Origin of the sequence: Flavobacterium sufflavum, assembly GCF_004016525.1 — a bacterium.
GTDB classification, from domain to species: domain Bacteria; phylum Bacteroidota; class Bacteroidia; order Flavobacteriales; family Flavobacteriaceae; genus Flavobacterium; species Flavobacterium sufflavum.
In genome coordinates this window covers 23,137-47,401 of sequence record NZ_SACJ01000001.1, presented here as the reverse complement: position 1 = coordinate 47,401, position 24,265 = coordinate 23,137, and the positions used below count along the sequence as shown (strand labels likewise).

At 34.3% G+C, this 24,265-nt stretch carries 13 protein-coding genes; 7 read left to right on the top strand and 6 right to left on the bottom strand.

What is annotated here, in order from left to right; translation table 11 throughout:
* Window positions 1-38: 38 nt before the first annotated feature.
* The 6 genes from EOD40_RS00155 to EOD40_RS00130 form a co-directional block, all read right to left on the bottom strand.
* Window positions 39-1,409 carry a sulfatase family protein gene (locus EOD40_RS00155; RefSeq protein ID WP_128192882.1) on the bottom strand — a complete coding sequence of 457 codons (1,371 nt, stop codon included), beginning with the start codon at window positions 1,407-1,409 and terminating at the stop codon, window positions 39-41.
* Between the two features lie 20 nt (window positions 1,410-1,429).
* On the bottom strand, window positions 1,430-2,794 hold the full coding sequence (locus EOD40_RS00150; protein WP_196781399.1) for a glycoside hydrolase family 88/105 protein: 1,365 nt from the start codon (window positions 2,792-2,794) through the stop codon (window positions 1,430-1,432).
* 41 nt (window positions 2,795-2,835) lie between these two features.
* Complete coding sequence (locus EOD40_RS00145) at window positions 2,836-3,948, bottom strand: PKD domain-containing protein (RefSeq protein WP_128192881.1); 1,113 nt, start codon at window positions 3,946-3,948, stop codon at window positions 2,836-2,838.
* 418 nt (window positions 3,949-4,366) lie between these two features.
* Window positions 4,367-5,692: a xylose isomerase gene (gene xylA, locus EOD40_RS00140; protein ID WP_128192880.1), complete on the bottom strand. Its 1,326-nt coding sequence runs from the start codon at window positions 5,690-5,692 to the stop codon at window positions 4,367-4,369.
* A 15-nt stretch (window positions 5,693-5,707) separates the two neighbouring features.
* The gene (locus EOD40_RS00135) at window positions 5,708-7,189 is read right to left on the bottom strand and encodes a xylulokinase (protein ID WP_128192879.1); all 1,482 of its coding nucleotides are present in this window, start codon (window positions 7,187-7,189) and stop codon (window positions 5,708-5,710) included.
* A gap of 3 nt (window positions 7,190-7,192) precedes the next feature.
* A complete protein-coding gene (locus EOD40_RS00130; protein WP_128192878.1) occupies window positions 7,193-8,191 on the bottom strand; it encodes a GntR family transcriptional regulator in 999 nt (332 codons plus the stop codon).
* Window positions 8,192-8,919: 728 nt separating this feature from the next.
* Between EOD40_RS00130 and EOD40_RS00125 the strand changes: the two genes are divergently transcribed.
* Genes EOD40_RS00125 through EOD40_RS00095 form a run of 7 tightly spaced genes read left to right on the top strand, consistent with a single transcriptional unit; the run spans window position 8,920 to window position 24,201 of the window.
* A complete protein-coding gene (locus EOD40_RS00125; protein WP_128192877.1) occupies window positions 8,920-11,148 on the top strand; it encodes a fasciclin domain-containing protein in 2,229 nt (742 codons plus the stop codon).
* Window positions 11,148-14,423 (top strand): SusC/RagA family TonB-linked outer membrane protein, encoded by a 3,276-nt coding sequence (locus tag EOD40_RS00120; RefSeq protein WP_128192876.1) that lies wholly within the window; start codon window positions 11,148-11,150, stop codon window positions 14,421-14,423. Before EOD40_RS00125 ends, EOD40_RS00120 begins: the two co-directional genes overlap by 1 nt.
* A 13-nt stretch (window positions 14,424-14,436) precedes the next feature.
* Window positions 14,437-15,954, top strand: coding sequence for a RagB/SusD family nutrient uptake outer membrane protein (locus tag EOD40_RS00115; RefSeq protein ID WP_128192875.1), 1,518 nt, complete (start codon window positions 14,437-14,439; stop codon window positions 15,952-15,954).
* Between the two features lie 14 nt (window positions 15,955-15,968).
* A complete protein-coding gene (locus EOD40_RS00110; RefSeq protein WP_128192874.1) occupies window positions 15,969-17,732 on the top strand; it encodes a fasciclin domain-containing protein in 1,764 nt (587 codons plus the stop codon).
* Window positions 17,733-17,775: 43 nt separating this feature from the next.
* Entirely contained in the window at window positions 17,776-19,230 is a 1,455-nt protein-coding gene (locus tag EOD40_RS00105; RefSeq protein ID WP_128192873.1) for a fasciclin domain-containing protein, read from the top strand.
* 20 nt (window positions 19,231-19,250) lie between these two features.
* Complete coding sequence (locus EOD40_RS00100) at window positions 19,251-22,439, top strand: SusC/RagA family TonB-linked outer membrane protein (RefSeq protein WP_128192872.1); 3,189 nt, start codon at window positions 19,251-19,253, stop codon at window positions 22,437-22,439.
* 28 nt (window positions 22,440-22,467) lie between these two features.
* The gene (locus tag EOD40_RS00095; protein WP_231129544.1) at window positions 22,468-24,201 is read left to right on the top strand and encodes a RagB/SusD family nutrient uptake outer membrane protein; all 1,734 of its coding nucleotides are present in this window, start codon (window positions 22,468-22,470) and stop codon (window positions 24,199-24,201) included.
* The last annotated feature ends 64 nt before the right edge of the window (window positions 24,202-24,265 follow it).

Below are 24,265 nucleotides of genomic sequence, written 5' to 3'. Positions count from 1 at the left end.
TTAGTTTTGATTTTCGAACAAGTTATAGCTGTTTTAGTTTATTCACCGCCTAAGTTTACTTCTTTTGCGTCTTTTTGGAATTGTTCTTCCAGTTTATTTTTTAGTTTATTGGCTAAATTTTCGTGTTCCAGAATCAGGTTTTGTTTCTCTTCAGGATCTTTTTCGATATTGAAAAGTTCAAAAATGGTTGGGGCATTTTTATGTCTGGTACGGATTAATTTCCAGGGTTTTTCAGTAATACTTTCCTGTAAATGTCCTCGAATGTAGATGGATTGATTCGGGATAGAATCGTTAGTAACAATGGAGTTCCAAATGTTTTTTCCTTCCACTGTTTTAGGGATTGTTTTGGCTCCGGCCAAAGACAAAATAGTAGGCATTAAATCGTTTACCGAGATGTAATTTTGATTTAAAGAGCTGTTAATTTTGTTTTTCCAATAGATAATTGCCGGTACTCTTACTGCTCCTTCATAATTTGTGGTTTTCCAGTCTCGCAGCGGATAGTTGCTTCCTAAAACGTCATTTGCAGCATGTCTTCCTTGGTATTGGTTTCCCGGAATCCATTTGTCCATTGCACCATTGTCGCTCATGAAAATAACAACGGTATTTTTGTCTAAATGCTGTTGTTTTAAAGTTTTTAATATTTGCCCGATGCTGTAATCTAAATGCGACATTGCAGCGGCATAATCTCTTCGGGAGTTGTTTTTAATGGTTTTTAAATAAGGTTTTTTCCATTTGTCTTCTTCCTGCAAAGGAAAGTGCGGAGCGCTATAACTCAGCTGAATGTAGAAATTTTTAGAAGGGTCTCTTTTAGTTTTAAGCCAGCTAATGGCTTCGTTTTCGACCAAATCAGTAACGTGTCCTTTTTCGGTAATAAACTGTCCATTTCTGTGCCAACTTGGATCTCCGTTTTTGTATTCGTGGCTGTATTGGTCAATTTGCCCATGCAAAAAGCCATAGGAATAATCAAATCCATAGACTTTAGGACCACTGGATGGATTTAAGCCCAAATGCCATTTGCCAAACAAAGCGGTTTGGTAATTTTGCTGGTGTAAGGCTTGTGGTAAAGTGGTAACATCACTTGGAAGACTTAAATTGCTTTTGTCACTTATAGGCGCTACAATTCCCATACGACTGGAAGGTCTTCCTGTAAAAAAGCTGGCTCTGGATGGAGAGCAGGTAGGAGCAGCGTACAAGCGGTTGAGTTGTGCGCCGTTTTTGGCAAGCCAATCAATATTCGGAGTGTGAATTTCCGAACCATTATAGCCCACATCATTCCAGCCTGCATCATCAGCAACAATAACTACAAAATTAGGTGTAACAGGAGGAACGGTTTTCTTTTCAGTTGTTTGACTAAAAGTTGAACTCCATAAAAATAATGTTGTTATGCTGCTGATGACGAGTCTGTTCATGAATTGTATTTGAAAATTATTTACTGGCTTTTTAATTGTAATGAGCTGTCGTTGATATCAAAATTATTGTTTTTAAGCATCAGAATAATTTCTGATCCGGCTAAAATTACTGGTCCATAACCATGAGCTGCAAAAACATTAATTGGACGGTAGTAGTAAAAAGCAGGGTCAAATCCCATTCCGGTTCCTACACAAGTTCCTTCCACTTCTCCTTTGTCGTTTACTTTTGTAGCAACGGCATTCCAGGCTAATAATGCCGCAGGAGCATAAGCTGCTTTGTCAATATAGCCTCTGTTGATAGCGCGGGTAATAGAATAAGCATAAATGGCAGTTGCCGATGTTTCTAAGTAAGTATCATTACGGTCAATCAACTGATGCCAAAAACCGGTTCCATCCTGATAAGAAACCAAACCTTTGATATGTGCTCTTAGCTGATTTAAAACCATATTGTATCCCGGATGGTCTTTTGGTAAAACTTCTAATAGTTCCACCATCGTCATTACTGCCCAGCCATTGGCACGAGCCCAATGAAATTGTGGATGTTCTTCCATTGATTGCACCCAGCCGTGCATGTATAAGTTTTTTTGGCTGTTAAACATTCGTTCTGAGAATTGTTTTACTTGTTTAACGGCATCATCATAATATTTGACATCTCCTGTTAGTTTACCCATTTGTGCCAAAGCTGGAACTGCCATAAATAAATCGTCTAGCCATAAAGTGTTGGGTTGCGGTCTGTTTCTGGCCAAGGTTCCATCGGTAAGACGAAATTCCTTAGTACTGATGTAGTTCATGAAATCATCAATTAGTGGTCTCAAATCAGTTTTTGATCCTGCTCTTTGTGCTTTAATCATCGAGGCAGTAACTGCACCACCATCATCCAAAGCATGCGGCATTAAAAAACCATGAACTGGTGAAGGGAATTTACTGTTTTTTTGCAGTTCTTTTTTGTAATAAGGAGCAATATCAGCGATTAATTTTAATCGTTTGTTAGTATAATCGGCATATTTTGGATCGCCTGTTGCTTCAGTAGCCAAAAGCATTCCGGCATAAGTTACTCCCCATTCGTAGCTGGTTAGTCTAAAAGTTCCGGGAGCAAATATGGTGTTTTCATTCAGTTTTTTCAGGTCGGTTACTTCCTGCTTTGTTTTGCTGTCTATCAGGCTGGCAGGAGTTGTTTTTTCTAAAAAAGTATATATTTTATCTATAGTTGCTTTGATTTCCTGCGTTGTTTTTGCTCCATAAGGAGTTGGATAATCGGGTTGCAAAAGATGCAACGGTGCTGTAACATCGTTAGCGGGTTGCTGCGCATTTGCAAGCGTTGGAATTGCCATTATTGCTGCCGCAACGCCTATTTTAATTCCAGTGGTGAATGCTTTGGTTCTCATTTTACTAAAATTTTGGTGGTTAGTTAGATTTTTAATAGCTATCATTTTACGGCCACATCCCAGACTTTTGACAATTGGGAAGTCCCTTTTGGTCCTTGAATTTTTAAAATTACAACATATTTTCCGGCTTCTTTATATTGATGAATCGGATTTTGTTCAGTTGAGGTAGTTTTGTCTCCAAAATCCCAATTCCAGGATTGGATTTCGCCTTCAGATTCATCGACAAAGGCGACTTCTCTTTTGTCCATATTGACTACTTTAAAAGACCATTTGGCTTCGATATCTTTTTTGAATTGTTTTTCCAAAGGCATTAGTTTAAAAGGCAGACTGTAGGAAGCATTTCCATACATTTTATGTTCTTTTGAAAGGTTCCAAAAGCCGTTGTTTTCCTCTTTTTTAACATTGTCATAATCGATAATTGCCCAGCAAAGACCTATGTTTTTGTTTTCTGTCAATATGGATTCCACCGCTCTTGAAGGATCATTTCCTGCATAATCAAAAGGAGTTATCCAGAATTCCAGGGTTAATTTTCCGCCTTGTCCCGGTTTAAAATCATAATGATACGATGCATTGGCATAAGGCAGATTTTTAATCCAAGGCTGACTGCCCCAAACCATAGTCCAGTCTTTTTCGACGGCAGGAGTAAAAATATGATAGTTTTGTGCATGAACTCCTTGATAGGAAAAATAGGCGTCCATTGTGTTTGTCAGAGTTGGATTTGGATGAAAACGATCAATAAACGGACCGCCAGACTGGTCGGCATCGACTATGAGTTCGAAAGTATCGTTATGTAATCCCGGAAGCGAGAAATCCCAATAATCATCATAAGCTTCATAAAGAAAATACAAACGATTGAGTCCTTTTACCCAGCCTACTTTTACGCTAACATCAAGGTTTTTTGAGTCGGCTTTGGGCTGTTTTCCACTGTCGTCCCATAATTGATCCATGCCTACCACGTAGTTTTTAGGGACCATTTGCCAATCCTCGCTATTTCCATCAATCGTTGGAATTTTATTGGCAGGAAATTGAAAAACCTGAAAACTTCTATTGTCCTGAGCATTGGTTTGGATGCCAATGAATAGCAGTAATGTTAAAGACAAGCCGTATTTTGCTTTTGTTTTAAAATTGAAAAAGGATTTGATTCGAAAAATCATTAGTTGTTGATTGAGAACTGTTTGGATAGTAAAAATATTTATAAATATTTGATTGTTAAAATAATGTTTTCTGTTTTCTAAAAAGCCCCAACAAAATGTCGGGGCTTAAACTAAAAACTCACTCTAAAACTAAACTAAAAACTAAATTATTATTGTCCTAAAAGGATTAAATTTCTCTTTTCTTGAACTTGATAAAAAATCAAGTTTGACTTTTTTTATAATATTCAAAAAATTAAACTGAATTAATTTTGATATTATTAATACAACAATATTAGAGTTTTGATTTGATATTAGAGTCCTGTACTATCCTGTTTTTTAAAGAATAAGGGAGGTTTTGTGAAAAAAAACAGCCAACAGTATTAAAAAAATACTGTTGGCTGTTTTAAAATGGGGCGTATTAAATTTAAAAAGATGTTTTTTAAATATACTGATTGATGATATTTTCGAAAAGTTCTTGTTTTCCGCTTTTTAAATCCAATTCACCGTTTTCTAAGGCAATTTTGTATAGATCTTCTAAGCCTAATTTCCCGTTTTCGAAGTCTTTCCCTTTTCCAGCGTCAAAAGAGCTGTATCTTTCAGTTCTTAATTTGTCATAAGGAGAAGAAGAGATGATTTTATCAGCAGTTAGTAAGGCTCTTGCAAAAGTATCTGCACCACCAATGTGAGCTAAGAATACATCTTCCATATCAGTTGAGTTTCTTCTGATTTTAGCATCAAAATTAACTCCACCACCTTGTAATCCACCTGCTTTTAAGAAAACTAGCATCGCTTCAGTAGTTTCCTGGATATTGTTAGGGAATTGGTCTGTATCCCATCCGTTTTGATAATCGCCACGGTTTGCATCTAAACTTCCAAGCATTCCGGCATTGGCAGCTACTTCAATTTCGTGTTGGAAAGTATGTTGTGCCAGTGTAGCGTGATTTACTTCGATGTTGATTTTGAAATCTTTCTCTAAACCGTATTTATGCAAGAAACCAATTGCTGTAGCCGAATCAAAATCATATTGATGTTTCATTGGTTCCATTGGTTTTGGCTCGATAAAGAAGTTTCCTTTAAATCCTTGAGCACGTGCATAATCTCTGGCTTTTACTAAAAATTGTCCCATGTGGTCTAATTCACGTCCCATATCAGTATTTAACAAAGACATATAACCTTCACGACCTCCCCAGAAAACGTAGTTTTCACCGTTTAATGCAATAGTCGCATCCAAGGCTAATTTTACCTGTCCACCAGCTCTGGCTAATACATTAAAATCAGGATTAGTAGAAGCTCCATTCATGTAACGTGGATTTGAAAAACAGTTTGCAGTTCCCCAAAGCAATTTAATTCCTGACTCGGCTTTCTTTTGTTTTAGATATTCAGTGATAGCTGCTAATCTGCTTTCTGATTCTGTAAATGTTGCTCCTTCCTGAACTAAATCGTAATCATGGAAACAGAAATAATCAAATCCCATTTTGCTAATGAATTCAAAAGCTGCATCGGCTTTGTCTTTAGCTGCCTGAATTGGGTCGTTTGATTTATCCCAGGCAAAGTTTTGAGTTCCAGGTCCAAATGGATCTGAACCTTGTCCGCAGAAGGTGTGCCAGTAAGCAATAGAAAATTTAAAATGCTCACGCATTGTTTTTCCAGCTACGATTTGGTCTGGATTATAATATTTGAATGCTAACGGATTGTCAGATTCTTTTCCTTCAAATTTGATTTCGCCAATACCCTTAAAGTATTCTTTACTTCCTATAATTGCCATTTTTTTGTTTTTAGTTTATTTATTTATAATTAGTTCTAGTTCTTTTTTCCAGTTTTGATATGCTATTAAATAAGGAGTGCTATTTTTTAATGGCATAAATGTCATTACGTGGTCGTTTTTGATGATGTTATCACCAAAAGTTTCGTAATCACCATCAATTAAACCCACTGCTCTTGCAGCTCCAACAGCTCCGGTGGTGTTGTAGATTTCTATTTCGTGTCCAATTAATGTGGCTACGGTATTCGAAAAAATTTCGGAGCGGAATAGATTGTCGTTTCCCGCTCGGATAACATTTATTTGTGCATTATCGGCTTTCATGATTTCCATTCCGTAAACAAAAGCAAAGGCAATTCCTTCCAGAGTAGCGCGGTACAAATGTCCATGCCCGTGTTTGTTGAGGTTTAAATTCAAGAAATGACTATCAATGTTTTTATTGTTAAACATTCTTTCAGCTCCGTTTCCAAAAGGAATCACAATAACACCATCTGAACCTACCGAAACTTCTTCGGCTTTAAGGTTCATGTTTTCATAAGAATCCATTCCGCAATGGTTGCGTAACCAGCGGTATTGAATTCCTGCTCCATTAATACACAATAATTTACCTACTGTAGGCTTTTCGTTGGTATAATTAACATGTACAAAGCTGTTGATTCTGGAAGTTTCTTTCGATTTTAATTTATCAGTAACTGCATAAATAACTCCCGATGTTCCTCCAGTTGCGGCTACTTCTCCAGGTTTTAAAATATTCAGTGATAAGGCATTGTTGGGTTGGTCACCAGCACGATATACTACAGGAATACCAACAGGAAGTCCTGATTCTTTAGCTCCTTTTTCGTTCAGGAAACTTTGGTTTGTGAAATTGTCTACAATCGTTGGGGTCATTGATGAGTCAATTCCATAATATCTCAACAGCCAATCGGCTACTTCGTTTTCTTTGTAATCCCAAAGCATTCCTTCGGACAGACCGTTTTTGGTTGTGTTTATTTCACCTGTCAATTTGTAAGCTATAAAATCGCCAGGCAACATGTATTTGTAAATTTGATCGTAAATTTCAGGTTCGTTTTCTTTTACCCAAGTCAATTTGGATGCCGTGAAATTTCCCGGTGAATTCAGTAGGTGAATGGCACATTGCTCTTCGCCTAAGTCTTCAAATGCTTTGTCGCCAATTTCTACTGCCCGGCTATCGCACCAGATAATGGAATTTCGCAACGATTTTCCATCTTTGTCTACTACAACTAATCCGTGCATTTGGTACGAAATACCAACGCCGGTTATTTTTGAAGCATCAATATTGGCTTCTTTGATAGCTCTTTTGCTGGCAATACAACAGTATTCCCACCACATTTCAGGATCTTGTTCCGCCCAGTCTTTATGATAAGCTGTAATTGCCATTTCATCGGCTGGTTCATGCAACGTGATGATTTTTTTTCCAGTTGCTGCTTCAACCAAGGCAACTTTGACTGAGGAGCTGCCTATATCATATCCTATATAATACATAATTTATAATGATTCTCTTATTATTAAGTTTGTTGGTACGTATGTTTTTAAAGGTTCATCTTTAGTGACAAATTCGGCTGCTTTTATTCCTAATTGGTTAAAATCAGTTGTAACAACTGAAATTCCTTTGTAGATGAATTTTTTCATTGGGGTTTCATTATAGGATAAGAAACCAATGTCTTTTCCGGGTTCTAATTTTTTTTCTCTACATTGTTCTAAGAATATTCCCAGAATGCGGTCACTTACACTTATATATGCTGTGTTTTCCTGAAGAATGAAATCGCTAAGTTTGTAGATGATTTTATGTTTGAAATTAAAATCAGAACAGAATTTTTTGAAATAATCCAAAGTCTCTTTAGGGTGATATGTAAATGACGGATAGACAAAGATTATTTCTTTGTATTTTTTAAATAAATCCTCTCCTTGTTTTAGGGCATCATAAAAAGCTTTACCAAAATCTTGAAACACATAATTGTTTTTAGATTTTGAATGAATATTCCAGTCAATCAATAATAATTTTTCGTTGGATATTGATGTTAATGTCGAGGCGACTTCTTTGTCATCAAAGTTCATCACAACATATTTATAGTATTTCCCAATGCTGTTGTTAATGATAGTTTTGAAATTATCAATATTATAATGATGGAATTGTACATCTACAATGATGTTGTCGGCCAAATTATCAATGAAAGAATGATAAAGTACTTCTTTGTATGCTTTGAAGGTATCAAGGACTAATAATACTTTTCTGGTTTCCCCTGCAACAAAGTAACCTTTGTTGGGTACGGAGTCAATTAATTTTTGCTCTTTTAAAATTGAATAGGCCTTGAAAACAGTGTCTCTTGATAATTTGTTTTTTTGACAGATGCTATTGACAGAAGGTAGGAGTTGGCCTTTTGCGAGTATGTTTTCGGCAATGGCGTTGTTTATAGAATTGACTAATTGCTGATATTTAGGAATATCGCTTTCGTGATTAATTTTGAAAGTAAAATTGCTTTTCATTTTTGTGCTGTTCTGTTCCGGTATGCAAATTTAAACTTTATTTCTAATAAATAATATAGGTAGAGGTGTTTTTTTAATTTTTTTTAGGTTTTTTGATTTTGATGATAAGTTGTTGAGGTTGTTTTGTGTTTGTTGGATTTTTAATTGAAATGATTGCGTTTTTTTTAAGTGCCTGATAGTTAGGTGATTTGTGTTTTTTATCTTTATTGTTGTTTTGATGAAATCTTCTTGTTTAGTTTAATCAGAAAGGTAAATATTTTAAGGTGTAGTTATAAAAATGAAATTCTAACCCTTTGGTTTTTGATTAATTAACATGTTTAATCTTGATAAAAATATATTTGTTTAAGACCTTGGGAATTATTAACAAAAGATTGGTTTTATTTTGGTACAGGACAGTATAGCGAAATTCTGTATTATGATTTGAAATATTTTCTTAATTACAAAATATATGTTAAATTAATATATATGTTTTTTGTGCATTTATTTAGGGGGGTGTAATGTTTTATAAGCCTAATAAATTCAATGTTTTTTCTATTCTTAAAATATTAGGAAATACAATGTGATATGTATATTTAATGTTGTTTTTTTTTATATATACATGAAAAACAGGATACGGCAGGATAGATGTAATAAGTTGAACATATAACTTTGAAAAGTTAAAACTTAGCAAAAAATAGTTAAAAAAAACACAAATTAATTTATTCACCACTTTATAAGCTAACCAAATAATGAAGAGAAAAATTAACTACTATTTATTAATCATGCCACTTCTGGCTTTATTTGCCAGTTGTAGTCGAGACGCATTTGATGAGTACTATGGGCGTCCGGATTATCTCGAAGATCCAATTTACCAGCAGTTGGATACCAGAGGTAATTTTAAAAATTTTACTGCTTTAATTGAAAAAGCAGGCTACAAAGATATCTTGAGTAAATCAGGATATTGGACTATGTTTGCACCTAATGATGCTGCTTTTACTAAGTATTTTCAGGAAAAAGGAATATCTGACGTAAGCAAGATTGATGATGCTACTGCATCTAAAATTGTTAAATACGCACTTGTTTATAATGCTTTTAGAAAAGACCAGCTTTCGGATTACCAATCATCAAAAGGATGGGTGGCAGATAATGCTTTTAGAAGGAGAACTGCCTTTTATGATGGTTACGTTACAAGAGATGTTAATGGAGTTCCTACCGTTACAGTAGCCGCTAATCGTAATGGAGCCTGGTTTGCAGGAGATAATAATAATAAGTATGTTACTTATTTTACAGATGAATATTTTGCTGCTAAAAATTTGAGTGCTACTGATTTTAATTTTTTCTATCCAAGTGGTCAATATACGGGTTTTAATCTTTTTGACTCTAAAGTAGTACAAACTGATATTGTTGCTGAGAATGGTATTATCCATGAGGTTGATAAAGTAAATCTTCCATTATTGAATATCGAACAGTATTTAGAAGAAGATAGTAAAAAAGCAGTTAGCAAATACAGCGAGTTTCGTAAACTTATAGAGAATAATTTAATTATTTATGGTCTTAGTCAGACTGCTACAACTAATTACTACAACTACACTGGTAAATCGGATAATGTTTATGTAAGGTTTTATGATCCTACTTTGGCATTCTCACCTAATAATGAAAATTATGTGAAATTAGAAGATAATGATGGTCAGGCCGATGCCTATACTTTGTTCGCACCTGAGAATAATGCTTTTATAGATTTTAGAGATAAAATTTTGCTTAAGCATTACTCCTCTGTTGCTGCGCTGCCTAGATATGTGATACAGGATTTAGTCAATGCTCACATGGTTCAGGGGGCTGTATGGCCAAGTTTAAAAGAGAATTATATCAATGGTTTAAAAGAAGAATTACGATTTGATTTCAATACTGATATTACAGATAAACAAGTTTTAAGTAATGGATTCTTTTACGGAACTAATAAAGTTCAAAAATCTGATTTATTCTATAGCGTTTATACTTCGGCATATTTAGATCCTGATTTTTTGCTTGCTACAAGATTGTTGAATGAAACTCCGGAAAATTATAAAGGAATGGTTAGTGATATCAGTCAGAAATTCACTCTTTTCTTGCCTTCTGATGCAGTGTTGAAAAGTTTAGGGATTAGCTATGATTTTGATAAATCAGCTTGGGTCTATAGTACTAAGACTGATCCCCGTAATAAGTTATTAAGACTTTTGTATAACTGTATTGTTCTTACACCAAATGGAGAGTTGGATAATATTGGAACTACTTCGGGTATCATTCGTACCGGAGATGATGAAATTCCGGGTGAGTACATAAGATGGAATAATAATAAAATTTATGCTGCAGGAAATGATGAGGATGGTACTTATGTTAACATAGTAAAAAAAGAGGTGCAACAAAATGGTACTGTTTATTATATTGATAATTTACCAAAATATGCTGAGAAACTACAAGGTTTGGCAATAGAGAAATTAGCACCAAACAGTACTTCGCAATTTTATAGCTTTGTCCAGTATTTAAAAAATTCATCTATTTATACTGCAGCTACAGGTAAAATTGAAGGTGTTGAGTTGGGTAGTTCTTATACTTTTATAGTGCCAAATAATGCTGCAATTGCGAAGGCGATTACTGATGGAGTACTTCCGTCAAATCCTGCTACTACAGTACAAGGAGAGAAAGATTTAATTGCCGATTTTATCCGTTACCATATTATAGTTAAAACTGTTTCAAATGATGGACTTTCAATAGGACAGTTTGAAACCTTAAGGAAAAATAGTAAAGGAGATAAAACTTATGTTGGAGTGAGTAGCACTCCGGGATCATCTAGTGTCCCTGGAACATTGACATTTAAGGATGTTTCTCCAGTAACTAATAATAATGCGGCTGCTAAAATTATTGTAGCAAGCAGTAATAACTTAGCAGATAGATCTTTAATTCAATTAGTGGACAACTATCTTAAATATACGGAATTCTAATGAGACAACAAATTACAAATATATTACGCAGTTTTACATTTGCCTTAGTTATTTTGGCTGCTTTACCTGCATTAGCACAACAGCCTAGTACTGCTCTATTAGTTCGAGGTCAGGTTATAGATGCTAGTGATAATCAAACCATTCCTATGGTTACTGTTGCTGAACAGGATACTGATAATCGTACTGTAGGAGGTGTGGTAACTGATATTGATGGAAATTTTGCCATTCGTGTTAAAAATCCAAATAATAAATTATTGATTTCAACTATAGGTTATAAATCTCAAGTTGTATCGATTAATGGGAGGCAGTCCATTAAGGTTAAGTTGGTTTCAACGGTAGAATCTTTAAAAGAGATTGTTGTTACTTCTAAAAAATCATCAGATAATGGATTGATGAGAATTGCAGATCGTGATCGTACTACGAGTTCGGTGAGTATTAATGCTGCGGATTTAGAAAATACGCAGGCAGCGTCTATTGATGAGGCTTTACAAGGACGTTTGTCAGGTGTGGATATTGTGGCTAATAGTGGTGATCCAGGAGCAGGTATGCAAATCCGTATTCGTGGTACTTCTTCTATTACAGGTTCTTCAGATCCATTAATTGTTGTTGATGGTATGCCTTATGAAACTTCAGTACCTGAAGATTTTAATTTTGGTTCAGCTGATGAACAAGGTTATGCAGCTTTAATTAATATTGCTCCTTCAGATATTGAAACCATTACTATTTTAAAAGATGCAGCTGCTACTGCTATTTGGGGTTCTCGTGCAGCTAGTGGGGTTTTGTTAATTACTACTAAACGTGGAGGAGTAAGTGCACCAAAGATTACTTATACTTATAGAGGAACTTATTCTAAGTTGCCACCTACTATTCCAATGTTAAATGGAGATCAATACTCGCAATTGATTCCTGAGGAATTTATGAATAGAAATGGAGTGCCTTTGAATACTTTAAACGTAAAGGAGTTTCAATACGATCCACAAGATGTATACTACTATAAAAACTATAGCCAAAATACCAATTGGGTAGATGCTATTACTCAAGTTGGTATGACTGGTGATCACAACCTTTCTTTAAGTGGAGGAGGACAAAAAGCCAGATATTTTACTTCTGTAGGTTATCTTAAACAGAAAGGGGTTACTATAGGTACTGGTTTAGAAAGGGTAAATGCAAGGTTGAACTTAGATTATGTGGTTTCTGATCGTATTAAGTTCAAGACCGATATTTCTTATACTCATACAGATACTGAACGTAATTATGTTAATTCAAAGGATACTGAAGACAAAATAAGAAGTGTTGCTTATACTAAAATGCCTAATATGAGTATTTATGAATTTGATGCATCAGGTAATTTAACACCTAATTACTTCTCCCCTGCAGGGAATGTTCAGGGAACCTATGGAAGTACTTACAATCCACTTGCTATGGCTGAATTAGCTAGTAACGATATCTCAGAGGATCGTGTTGTACCTCACTTTAATTTGAGTGTAGATATTATTCCTAAAGTATTTATGTCGACTTTCGACTTACAGTTTGATTATTTGTCCAGAAAAAACAAATCTTTTTTACCTCAAAGTGCGACAGGTCGTCCATTTACTGAAACAGTAGTAAACAGAGCTGCAGATGCTGATTCTGATCAGGCTAGTATTATTACTAAGACGAATTTTATTTATACGCCTAACATAGGGGAAAACCAGACTTTTCAAGCTTTATTGTCATTGCAATCTAATGATTTCCGTTATACTTCACATCAGGCAATGACCTCAAATACGGCTTCGTCTTTATTGACTGATCCATCAAATCCTTCCAGAGCAGAAACAGGAACATTGTCTGCTTCTAATACACAGGCAAGAAATGTAGGAGCGGTGTTTAGTGCTCAATATGGCTTGTTAGATCGCTATATTATAAATGTGGGTATAAGAGCTGATGGTAATTCAAAATTTGCTGCAAACAACAGATATGGATATTTTCCTTCTATATCTACCCGTTGGAGGATTTCAGGAGAACCTTTTATGAAGAATATAAAAAATCTGGATGACTTAAGTATGAGGTTGAGTTATGGACATTCTGGAGGAGCACCTAAATATGATTATCGGTTTTTTAATATTTATGATAATTATGACACCCAATATTTAGGTATTAATGGTATTATTCCAACAAATATGCAATTGACTAATTTACGTTGGGAAACAAAAATTGGTAAAAACTTAGGATTCAATCTCCAAATGTTTAACAAACGTTTGAGTATAGATGCCGAAATATACCAAACGACTACTAAGGATCTTCTTTTTAAAGATCTTGATGTGAGTTCGGTTTCTGGGTTTACTAATGTATCTGACCAAAATGTAGGAACAATGAAAAATAGAGGATGGGAAATAGGAATTAATGCCACTCTATTGAAAACTAAAAAATGGAAAATGGATTTTAATTTTAATATTTCTGCTAATCAAAACATGATTACTGAAATATCAGAGTATTATCCAAATGAAAGTGGAAATACGGATAGAAATGGAGAATTCAAACGTTTTCTGCAAGTAGATAATCCTTTTGGGTCATTTTATGGATATAGATTTAAAGGAGTTTATAAAGATCTTGAGGCAACTAAAGCCAGAGATGCCAGAGGAAATGTAATTGTAGGACCTAATGGTCAGGATGTATTGATGCGTTTCAATTACCCATTAACTGATTATACCTTTCAACCAGGAGATGCTATTTATGAAGATATCAATAAAGATGGTAACATTGACAGTCGTGATGTAGTGTATTTAGGAAACAGTAATCCTAAACTATCAGGAGGTTTTGGTCCAAATATAAGTTTGAACAACCAATGGAAACTAAATCTTTTCTTTACGTATCGTTTGAATTATGATATTGTTAATGATACAGATATGAAAACCACTAATATGTATGGCTGGAGCAATCAAAGTACAGCAGTTTTGTCTAGATGGCGTAATCCGGGTGATGTGACTAATATGCCAAGAGCGGTTTATGGTACAGGTTATAACTGGTTAGGTTCTGATCGTTATGTGGAGGATGCTTCTTTTGTTCGTCTTCGTTCAGTAAGTCTTAGCTATAGTTTTGGTAAAAATCTATTGAAAAAATTGAATTTAGATGAAGTAAGGTTGAACGTAATTGCAGATAACCTGTATACTTTTACAAAATACAGAGGTCAAGACCCAGAGGTGAGTATGGGACCTGGTCCTTTTGGGATGGCTTTAGATAAGGCTTCTACACCAGCTACCAAACGTTTTTCATTTGGTCTAACAACTCGTTTTTAAAAAAAATATATTTATGCAAACTAAAATAAAAACAATATTAGCAATCTTTATACTTTTTGTTTCGGCAAGTTCGTGCGACAATTATTTAGATTTGCGTCCTCAGGATGGAATTGTTCGTGATGAATTCTGGAAAACCAAAGAGGATATACAAGCTGCTGTAATAGGAATTTATTCTTCTTTATTGAGTTCTCCTCCAGGTGTAAGTGATAATTTTACAATGACTGAATATTTATTCATGTATGGTGAGTTGAGAGGAGGTATGCTGGCGGAAGGACTTAATGTTACTGAAGATCAGAGGGATATTATGAATTCTAATATTATAGCCTCAAATGAGGTGACTAGTTGGGCAGCTTTTTATAGAACCATCAATTATTGTAATACGGTTATCGATTTAGCTCCGGCAGTTAAAAATGAAGATCCAACTTTGACTGATACGCAATTAAAGCATTTTCTTTCTGAAGCATTGGCAATTAGAGCTTATTTGTACTTTACTTTAGCTCGAACTTTTAAAGATGTACCTTTAAAATTAAAAGCTACTTTAAGTGATGCCGAAAATTTTCAAATCCCTACAAGTACTCAATCTGAAATTTTTACTCAGGTAATTAAGGATTTAAAATTGGCTGATGAATATGCTGTTGAAAATTACGGAAGTGCCGCTTCTAACAAAGGGCGCATTACCACTTATGCTATTAATGCTATGTTAGCGGATGTTTATTTATGGACAGAAGATTATCAGGGAGCTCTTGATGCTACAAAAAAGCTAACGGATTCAGGAAAATTTGCATTGATAGAAACTTCATCGAGTACTTGGTTTAATACTGTATTTGCCAAAGGGAATTCAACTGAAAGCGTATTTGAATTTCAATATACAACATCTAATTTAGGACCGTTTTATAATATTTTTTCATTACGTCCACAATTTAAAGGGGGAGCACTTTTAATGGATCAGGTCTTTGGAATTGATTCTAATAATGCTGAAAATAGAGATATTCGTGGAGATTTTGCATCATTAATTAGTGCAACAGGTGAAATTTATAAATTCACTGGTCTAAATAATTTTGAAAAGAAAACGCTGCAAGAGGCAGATACACATTGGTTTGTGTACCGTTATGCCGACGTACTGTTGATGCAAGCAGAAGCCTTAACAAGATTAGGAGGCCAGGTGAATGGACAAGCAGCACTTGATATTATTGCTGATATCCGATCAAAACGTAGAGCTATTTCACAAACAGCTAAAACTATTACTGCAACTGCAACTAATAAAGATGACATCATAGATTATATCTTAGCTGAACGTGCCCGTGAATTAGCTTTTGAAGGAAAACGTTGGTATGATGTATTGCGTGTTGCTCGAGCTAATAATTACGAACGTAAACAACTGTTAATTGATTTAGCGGTAGCCACTGCACCTGTAAATCAACAACAATCCATTATTGCAAAAATTAAGGATCCAAATAGCCATTATTTACCTATTAATGCGAATGAACTTTATACCAATAAAGCCCTAGTACAAAATCCATTTTATAAATAAAAAAAAATTAAGTCATGAAAAGATTATTAAGATTGCCTAGCCTGTTGAGACTTACTTTAGTATTTTTAATAGCTTTAGTGTTTCAAAATTGTTCTGAACAAAAAATAAAAGAAAGTACCGATGAAACTCTTAATATTACTGGATATATAAGAGAAAATCCAAATTATTCTATGTTTTTAAAAATTTTGGATCTTACTAATTCTGCATCATTTATGAATACTTATGGTACTTATACCTTATTTCTTCCTACTAATGATGCGGTAAAGCAATATTTAACAGATGTTGGTGCTACTTCATTAAGTGATGTGCCATTAAAAGATTTGCAGGATATAGTTAAACTGCATATTTTAGATAAAAAAATCAGTACTACTGAATTTACTGATGGAAAAATTGCTGTCCCAAGTTTATATGGTCAATATTTGATAACCGGTGCTGCTAATATTAATGGAGTTTCCAGTGCAACGATTAACAAAACTTCCAATGTTTTAACCTCAAACCTAGTAGTAGGAAATGGTGTGATTCATGTAATTGACAAAGTGTTACGTGTTGCCGATAAAACTCTGGCTCAAACTATTGAAGCTAATCCAAATCTTTCATTGTTTACTGAGGTTTTAAAAGCTACAGGATGGTATGCTAAATTAAACCAGCCAGTTACTTATGATGCAAACAATGTAGGTAGCCATCTAACTGTTTTAGCACAAACAAATGCGGTGTTTGAAGCAGCTGGTTTAGGGACTTTAGATAAAATTAAAACAAGATACAGTAAGCCAATTGCACCTGCAACAACAAGTGATCCTACTAACGCAAAAGATAGTTTGAATTTATTTGTACAATACCATGTATTGCCTCGATTGAATTATATGGCTGATGTAGTGTCAAGTTCTGTTCTTGAAACTGCTGCACCATTAGAGGTTATTAGTTCCAAATTAGACGGGGAGAAGATATTGTTAAACCATGATATTTTTAATGGAGTACAGGAAGAGGGGGTTAAAGTTGTAAGAAATGTTAGTGATGTAACTTGTTCAAACGGAGTATTGCATTATGTAGATGGAAATTTCTCAATTAAAAAACGTAATCCAATGCCAGTTTATTTTGATCTTTGCGATCAACCGGAATTTGCAAACGATCTTGTTAATTATAGAAAGACTACAACATCATTTAGACTAGGTCCTGTATTTAATGGGATTACCTGGACAGGTAATCAAACTGCTGCTTATGGACCGATTTGGAAGCCTACAACTGGAGCGTTTAATGGTGACCTTTTTGATGTTTTCCGTTTTCGTGATGGTTCTGGTGGTACTACTAATTTTGAATTTACTACCCCTGTAATTATTAAGGGACGTTATAAAATATGGGTTTCTTATTATTATATTGATACAAAATCATCTTCCAGCACAAAGGTGTATTTTGATGGTGTAGAAACTTCCAGAATTATAAATGCCAGACAAAAACCAAATGACGCTGATAGTGATAAAGTAATTGAATCCCAAGGTTACAAGCGTTATATTTTCCCATTTGTTAGTGGAGACAGACTTTTTTCAAGATTGGTAGGTATAGTCGACGTAACAACTACAGGACGTCATAAAATCAAATTTTATTCAACTTCTGCAGGTACTGGAGGTAGTGGAGATCATGTAGATATGTGGGATATGGTTGAATTCCGTCCGGTAGATATGGATCAGATATGGCCTAAATTTAAAAAAGGTTTCCCATCAACAATAACAGGGAGTAATTTAGTTCAAAGAGCAGATGTAAAAACTGATAATGGGCCAAATTAATTAGACCCGGAATATTTCAAATACAAACTTAATCAAGTAAAAAATGACTTTATTAAAATTAAATTATAAAAGATTATTTGCTAGTGTTTTATCACTAGCAATAATCTCTTGTACAAATCCTTGGGACGATCGTGAAAACAATGGTGATGCTAATCTAAGTGTTAATTTGGACGAGGCAATTACCAATACTGCCGAAGTATCCCAGTTTGCTGAATTATTAGTTGAAACTGGTTACGATAAAATATTGGCCGCTTCAAAAACCTATACGGTTTTTGTACCTACCAATGAGGCGATGAATCAGGTAGACGATGCAATATTGAGTAATCCAGAAACGCTTAAAAAATTTGTAGCTAATCATATCGCTTTAACTGCTTATTCATCGATAAGAACTAAAGAGCAGGAAAAAATCAAGATGTTGGGTGATAAATACCTTATATTTAAAGGATCTACTACAATTGATGATGCCACTATTGTTACTGCTGATCATTATGCTGCTAATGGAGTGTTCCATATTATAAATAAAGCCTTGACTCCTAAATTAAATATTTGGCAATATATTCAATCGCAAGCTGGACTTTCGGCAAGCAGTGACTATTTATTGAGTTTAAAAGATTTTAGTATTTATAGTGCGGATATTACAGCTAAGGCTATATCTGCTGAAAGAGGAGCAGGTTATCTATCTGATTCTTTGACCAATTCCTATTTGAAAAATGTGTATAATTTGAACAATGAGAAAAATTCATACACCTTGTTTTTAATGCAGGATGCGGGTTATAATGCAGAAGTGACTAAAATGAAACCGTATTTGATTAAAACATCAAATGTTCCTACAATCGATTCAACAGCTATTTATGCTAAATATTTTACTTTGAGGGATTTGGCTTTTTCTAAAAAATACGAAAAAAATGAGTTACCATCAAAATTAACTTCAAGGTTTGGTGTAGAATTCGATGTGGACAAAACACAAATTGTAGGAGAGCCTATCCATTTGAGTAATGGTATTGTTTATATCATGAAAAAAGTTGATGTTGGGCTAGCTAAACGTTTGGTTACTACAAAAATTGAAGGAGAAAACAATATAAGTTATTCTAACGGAGCTAATACTAATATTTTTTATCGCGATAATAAAGTATCAAATGTGTTTTTCAATGATGTTGTCACTGATAGAATATCAATTAGTTTGAATTACAACGCTAAGGATTTATACAGTACCACCTATAAAGTTTATTGGAGAGCCATAAACGATTTCCGAACAACTGCATTAACACAAAGTTTATATTTTTATAATAAAGCATTTGGAAATAATACGACTACTGATGTAATTATGAAATTTGATAATCAGGTTGTTCAACCTAACATTTATACTGATGTATATATTGGTGATGTCACATTAACAAATGCTCGTAATATCGATTTGATCTCTTTAATCGCAGCTAGTACAATAAGTAAGTATTCGCTTACGCTTGATTATTTGAAACTTGTACCTGTCCTTAAATAATATTCTATAAAAAATTAGTTATGCTAAAAAATATAAAACTAAGCTGCTTAGCGGGTCTTTTTTTTGCTGGTGGGCTTTATATACCATTGTATGCACAGGAAGTTAAGGATTCAACAGCTACTGCAACTACAACTATAAATAATAAAGTAAAAGGAATTTTTGTAAAAGGAGTCGTTAAAAGCTCCAAAACCAAAGCAGCTTTGTCAGGAGTAAATATTGCCGTCGATGGTTTTTCGGCAGCCATTACCAATGATGATGGTAGCTTTGAAATTAAAGTACCAAATTTAGAAGCACTACTAAAAATTAGTGCTGAAAATTATCAGACAAAAGTATATGCTTTGAGAAGGCAAGAATCAGGAATAGAAATTTTCCTGAGTGAGCCAAACTATGCACCTTCTTATGAAATAGCCAATTTGACTGCTGGTGAAAAAATGCAATATAACAATACAAATGCAGCCAGTGTTGTTAATTTCAGGAATGATCAATGGTCTAGTCCTATTAATGAATCGGTAGGTGGTTTTCTTCAAGGGAAGGTTGCCGGTTTAAATACGGTTAGAAATTCAGGTACTCCGGGAGCCGGAACTTATTTGTCATTAAGAGGTTTTAATTCATTGTATGCTACTAATAAACCTTTAATCATTGTTGATGGAATGATTTATGATGATGAGGATTATGGTTCGGGAATTATACAAAATAATATTTCTTCGCCTTTAACTAATATTGATGTTAAAGATATTGAGGATGTAACCGTAATTAAAGACGGAACTTCTTTATATGGAACAAAAGGGGCTAATGGTGTAATTAAAATTACAACTACCCGTGCAACAGAATTATCAACTAAAATTGATTTTACAATGTATGGCAACGCAAATCAAACTCCTGATGAGCTGCCTTTACTTGATGCTAATGCTTACCGTGTCCATTTATCTCAACTAGAAACTACTCGTGGATTATCACAACAACAAGTTGCTGCATTGCCATATATGAATGATGAACTAGGTTCGGCCGGATATTATAAATACCATAATAATACAAATTGGCAAGATCAGGTTTTTAAAGCAAGTACAAGTCAAAATTATTTTCTTAAAGTTCGTGGAGGAGATGAAATTGCAAAGTTTGGTTTGTCAGTAGGTTATTTGGATAGCAAAGGTATTGTTGATAAAACTAATACAAAAAGATACAGTACGCGTTTAAATGCTGCTTTAAAATTAACAAATAGACTAAGTGTAGACGCTAACTTATCTTTCATTAATAATGTTCAGGAACAATGGGATCAGGGTTTTGCTTATAAAACAAGTCCAATTTATTTAGCATTGACTAAGTCTCCACTTTTAACAACAAATGAAGTTGATGATTTAGGTGAAGTATCTCCTAATTTAGCTGATGTAGATTACTTTAATGTCAGTAACCCAAATGCAATTCTTGAAAATGGTTTTGGAAGAAATAACCACTATCGTTTCTTTGGTGACTTGAAATTCAAATATACTTTAAATAAAGATTGGGATATTAACACCATTTTTGGTTTGACTTTTAATAAAGAAAGAGAAAGTTTTTTTATTCCGGACTTTGGGGTAGCTAATATTATTCTTCCTACTGCTATAGGAACCAATCGTTCAGGTAGTGAAGTTCAAAGTTATAAAAGTATTTATACTGATACTTATGCTAACTATTTTAAAAATTTTAATAACGACCATAATTTAGATGTACGTTTTGGAATTAGAACTCAAACCAATAAATCGGAGAGTGATTTAGGTTTAGGTTTCAATTCTTCTACAGATGATTTTACTTTGGTAGGTGCTGGATCAAACTTATTGCGTCAGGTAGGAGGGGCTTTAGGAGAGTGGAATTGGTTGAATATTTATGCTAATGCCAATTACAATTACCGCAATAAATATTTCTTGACAACTAGTTATGCTGTAGATGGGTCAAGTAGATTTGGAGATAAACTCAATGGAGATAATAAATATGCATTGATGACTTCTTTAACAGCAGCTTGGTTGGTATCTTCTGAAGGTTTTATGAAAAATTTAAAATCTATTGATTATCTTAAATTGAGAGCAACTTATGGATATAGCGGGAATGACGATATAGGAAACTTTACTGCTCAAAAATATTATGTTTCTCAAAATTTATTGGGGATGCAGGGCTTAGTAAGAGGAAATATTGGTAATCCAAACCTACAATGGGAGACTGTTAAAAAATTCAATGTTGGTGCCGATTTAGGTATATTTAATGAGAGAGTTAATGCTTCTATTGATTTATTTTATAATAGAACAAGAAACATGATTGTTTATGAATCTATCAGTAAAGCAACAGGTTTTGATTATATAGCATCTAATAGTGGTGCCATGCGTACTTTAGGTGCTGACTTGGAATTGAACGCTCGTGTTATTAAATCAAAAGATTTTACTTTAGATTTAGGAGTGAATGTAAGTCATTATAAAAATGAAATTGAAGCTTTGCCTAACGGAGATATTTTGACTCAATTTGCCGGAGCTACATATATAACTTCTGTAGGAGAAAATGCTAACTCGTTCTATGGTTTGAAAGCAAATGGTGTTTATAGTTCAACAGCCGATGCGGCTGCAGCCGGTTTAAGCAGACGTTTGACAAATGGGCAATTAGCACCTTTTGCAGCAGGTGATATGAGATTTGTTGACTTAAATGGCGATAAAATTATTGATAACAATGACCGTATGGTGATAGGGAATCCTAATCCGGATATGGTAGGTAGTTTTTCTGCTAATATTACTTTTAAACGTTTTAGTCTTCAGGGATTATTTAATTTTTCTGTTGGTAATGATATTTATAATGGTGTGCGCTATAACTTAGAAAAAATGAGTGGTTATGAGAATCAAAGTGCTGCTGTTGCTAATCGTTGGATAGCTGAAGGACAAATTACCGATTTGCCGAAAGCAACATGGGGTGATCCAATGGGGAATGCTGAATTTTCAAGCAGATGGATTGAAGACGGTTCTTATTTAAGATTGAAAACTTTAGTGTTAGGATATGATTTTAAAGTTAATGATATGAATTATATAAAATACATAAAGCTTTACGCTACTGCTAATAACCTGTTTACTTATACTAAGTATCTTGGTTATGATCCTGAATTTAGTGCTACTTCATCGATTTTTGGTCAAGGAACTGATATTGGTTTAGCTCCTCAGTTTAGAAGCTTTCAACTTGGATTGCGTTTAGGTCTTTAATTATATACACTATAGAAGAAACATACAGATGATAACAACAATTAAAATAAAAACAACAAAAAGCATCGTATCGATAGTGTCGGCTATGACGCTATTATTTAGTCTTGGCTCTTGTCAGGACTATCTGGATGTGCAACCTGAAGATAAGCTTTCGGGAGATCAGGTGTATCGAAATGTTTACGATGCCGACGCTGCCGTATTAGGTATTTATGGTAAATTCATGGGACTTGCAGAAAAGTATGTAATTCTGAATGAAATGCGTGCCGATTTGATGACTACAACAGTTAATTCGAGTCCTTATTTAAAGCAATTATCAGAACATAATGAAACGGCTGAAAATCCATATATCAATCCAAGGCAATTTTATGAGGTAATTAATAATTGTAATGATGCACTTAAGAATTTTGACATCATGCTGGCTGATAAAAAGTTTACCCAGTCGCAATACGATCAACGTTATGCCGATGTAGCCTGCATTCGTTCCTGGATTTATCTGCAATTAGGAATTCAATATGGAAATGTACCTTATATCACTGAGCCTATTGAAAGTTTGGATGATGTAAAAAATATAAATAAGTACCCGAGGATTCCCCTTACGCAACTTGTGGATAAGTTGGTGACATTTACAGAAGGACTTACTTATAAAAAGCAATATGAACTAGGAAGTAGCTTAGTGGTTACTGTTGATGGTTATAATACTGCAAAGTTTTTTATTAATAAGGAGTGTTTATTAGGTGATTTAGAACTTTGGAAAGGAGACTATTTAAAGGCGGCTTCACATTATAAAACGGTATTAGAAACAGCAAGTACTAGTGTAAATCAGACAGAATATTTGGAGAGTTATCGTATTAGTAGTTTTGCTGGTAGTAGTAATAATGATCTATTAGTAGCATATTCAAGAAGCCCGGAACCGTCTACTTTGATTGATACTGACACTAGAGGTTGGAGGTCTATGTTTTCACGAACTAGAGATGCAGTTTGGAATACCGAATGGATTTGGTCTTTGCCTTTTGATAGCAAATTTGCTCCTGCAAACCCTTTTATTGCATTCTTTTCGAAAACGTCAGGTAATTATTTGGCTAAACCATCACAGCGTGCAATGGATTTGTGGAATTCTAATACGCAAAGTAATGGAATTCCTTATGATGCCCGTGGTACTAAATTAACTTATAAAATGGTAGGCGGGGATCCTGTAATTATGAAATACCTATATAAATTTGAAGCTGCTGCCGATCAGTTTAAAAAAGATGGTGATTGGTATTTATACCGTGCTGAAAAATTACATTTGCGTTATGCAGAGGCTGCTAATAGAGATAATCAGCAAAAAATTGCCTTTGCTATTTTAAATAGAGGATTTAGGTCAGTTTATAGTACAGGTGCTACAAACGTTACTAATGAACAACAAACATTCTTGCCATTTCCTTATGACTTTGATGCCCGTATGGGGGAAACTCCTTATTACAGAGCGCCTTGGCATCGTAATGGAGGTGTTAGGGGACGTGCAAATTTATTGGCTGTTGGAGCAATTGGAGATAATATGATTACCACTGAGAATAACATTATTGATGAAGCGGCATTGACTTTAGCTTATGAAGGGAACCGTTGGGAAGATTTAGTGCGTATTGCAAGACGTAGAAACGATCCTGCTTTCTTAGCTGATAAAATTTACGACAAATTAAATAAAGAAGGTAATGCTGAAGCTACAACAGTACGAGCTAAATTAATGAATCCAAGTAATTGGTACTTGCCGTTTACTTGGTAATGTATAATTAATTGATTAATTTGTAGAGAATTAGCCGTTTCAAAATTTTGGAACGGCTTTTTTA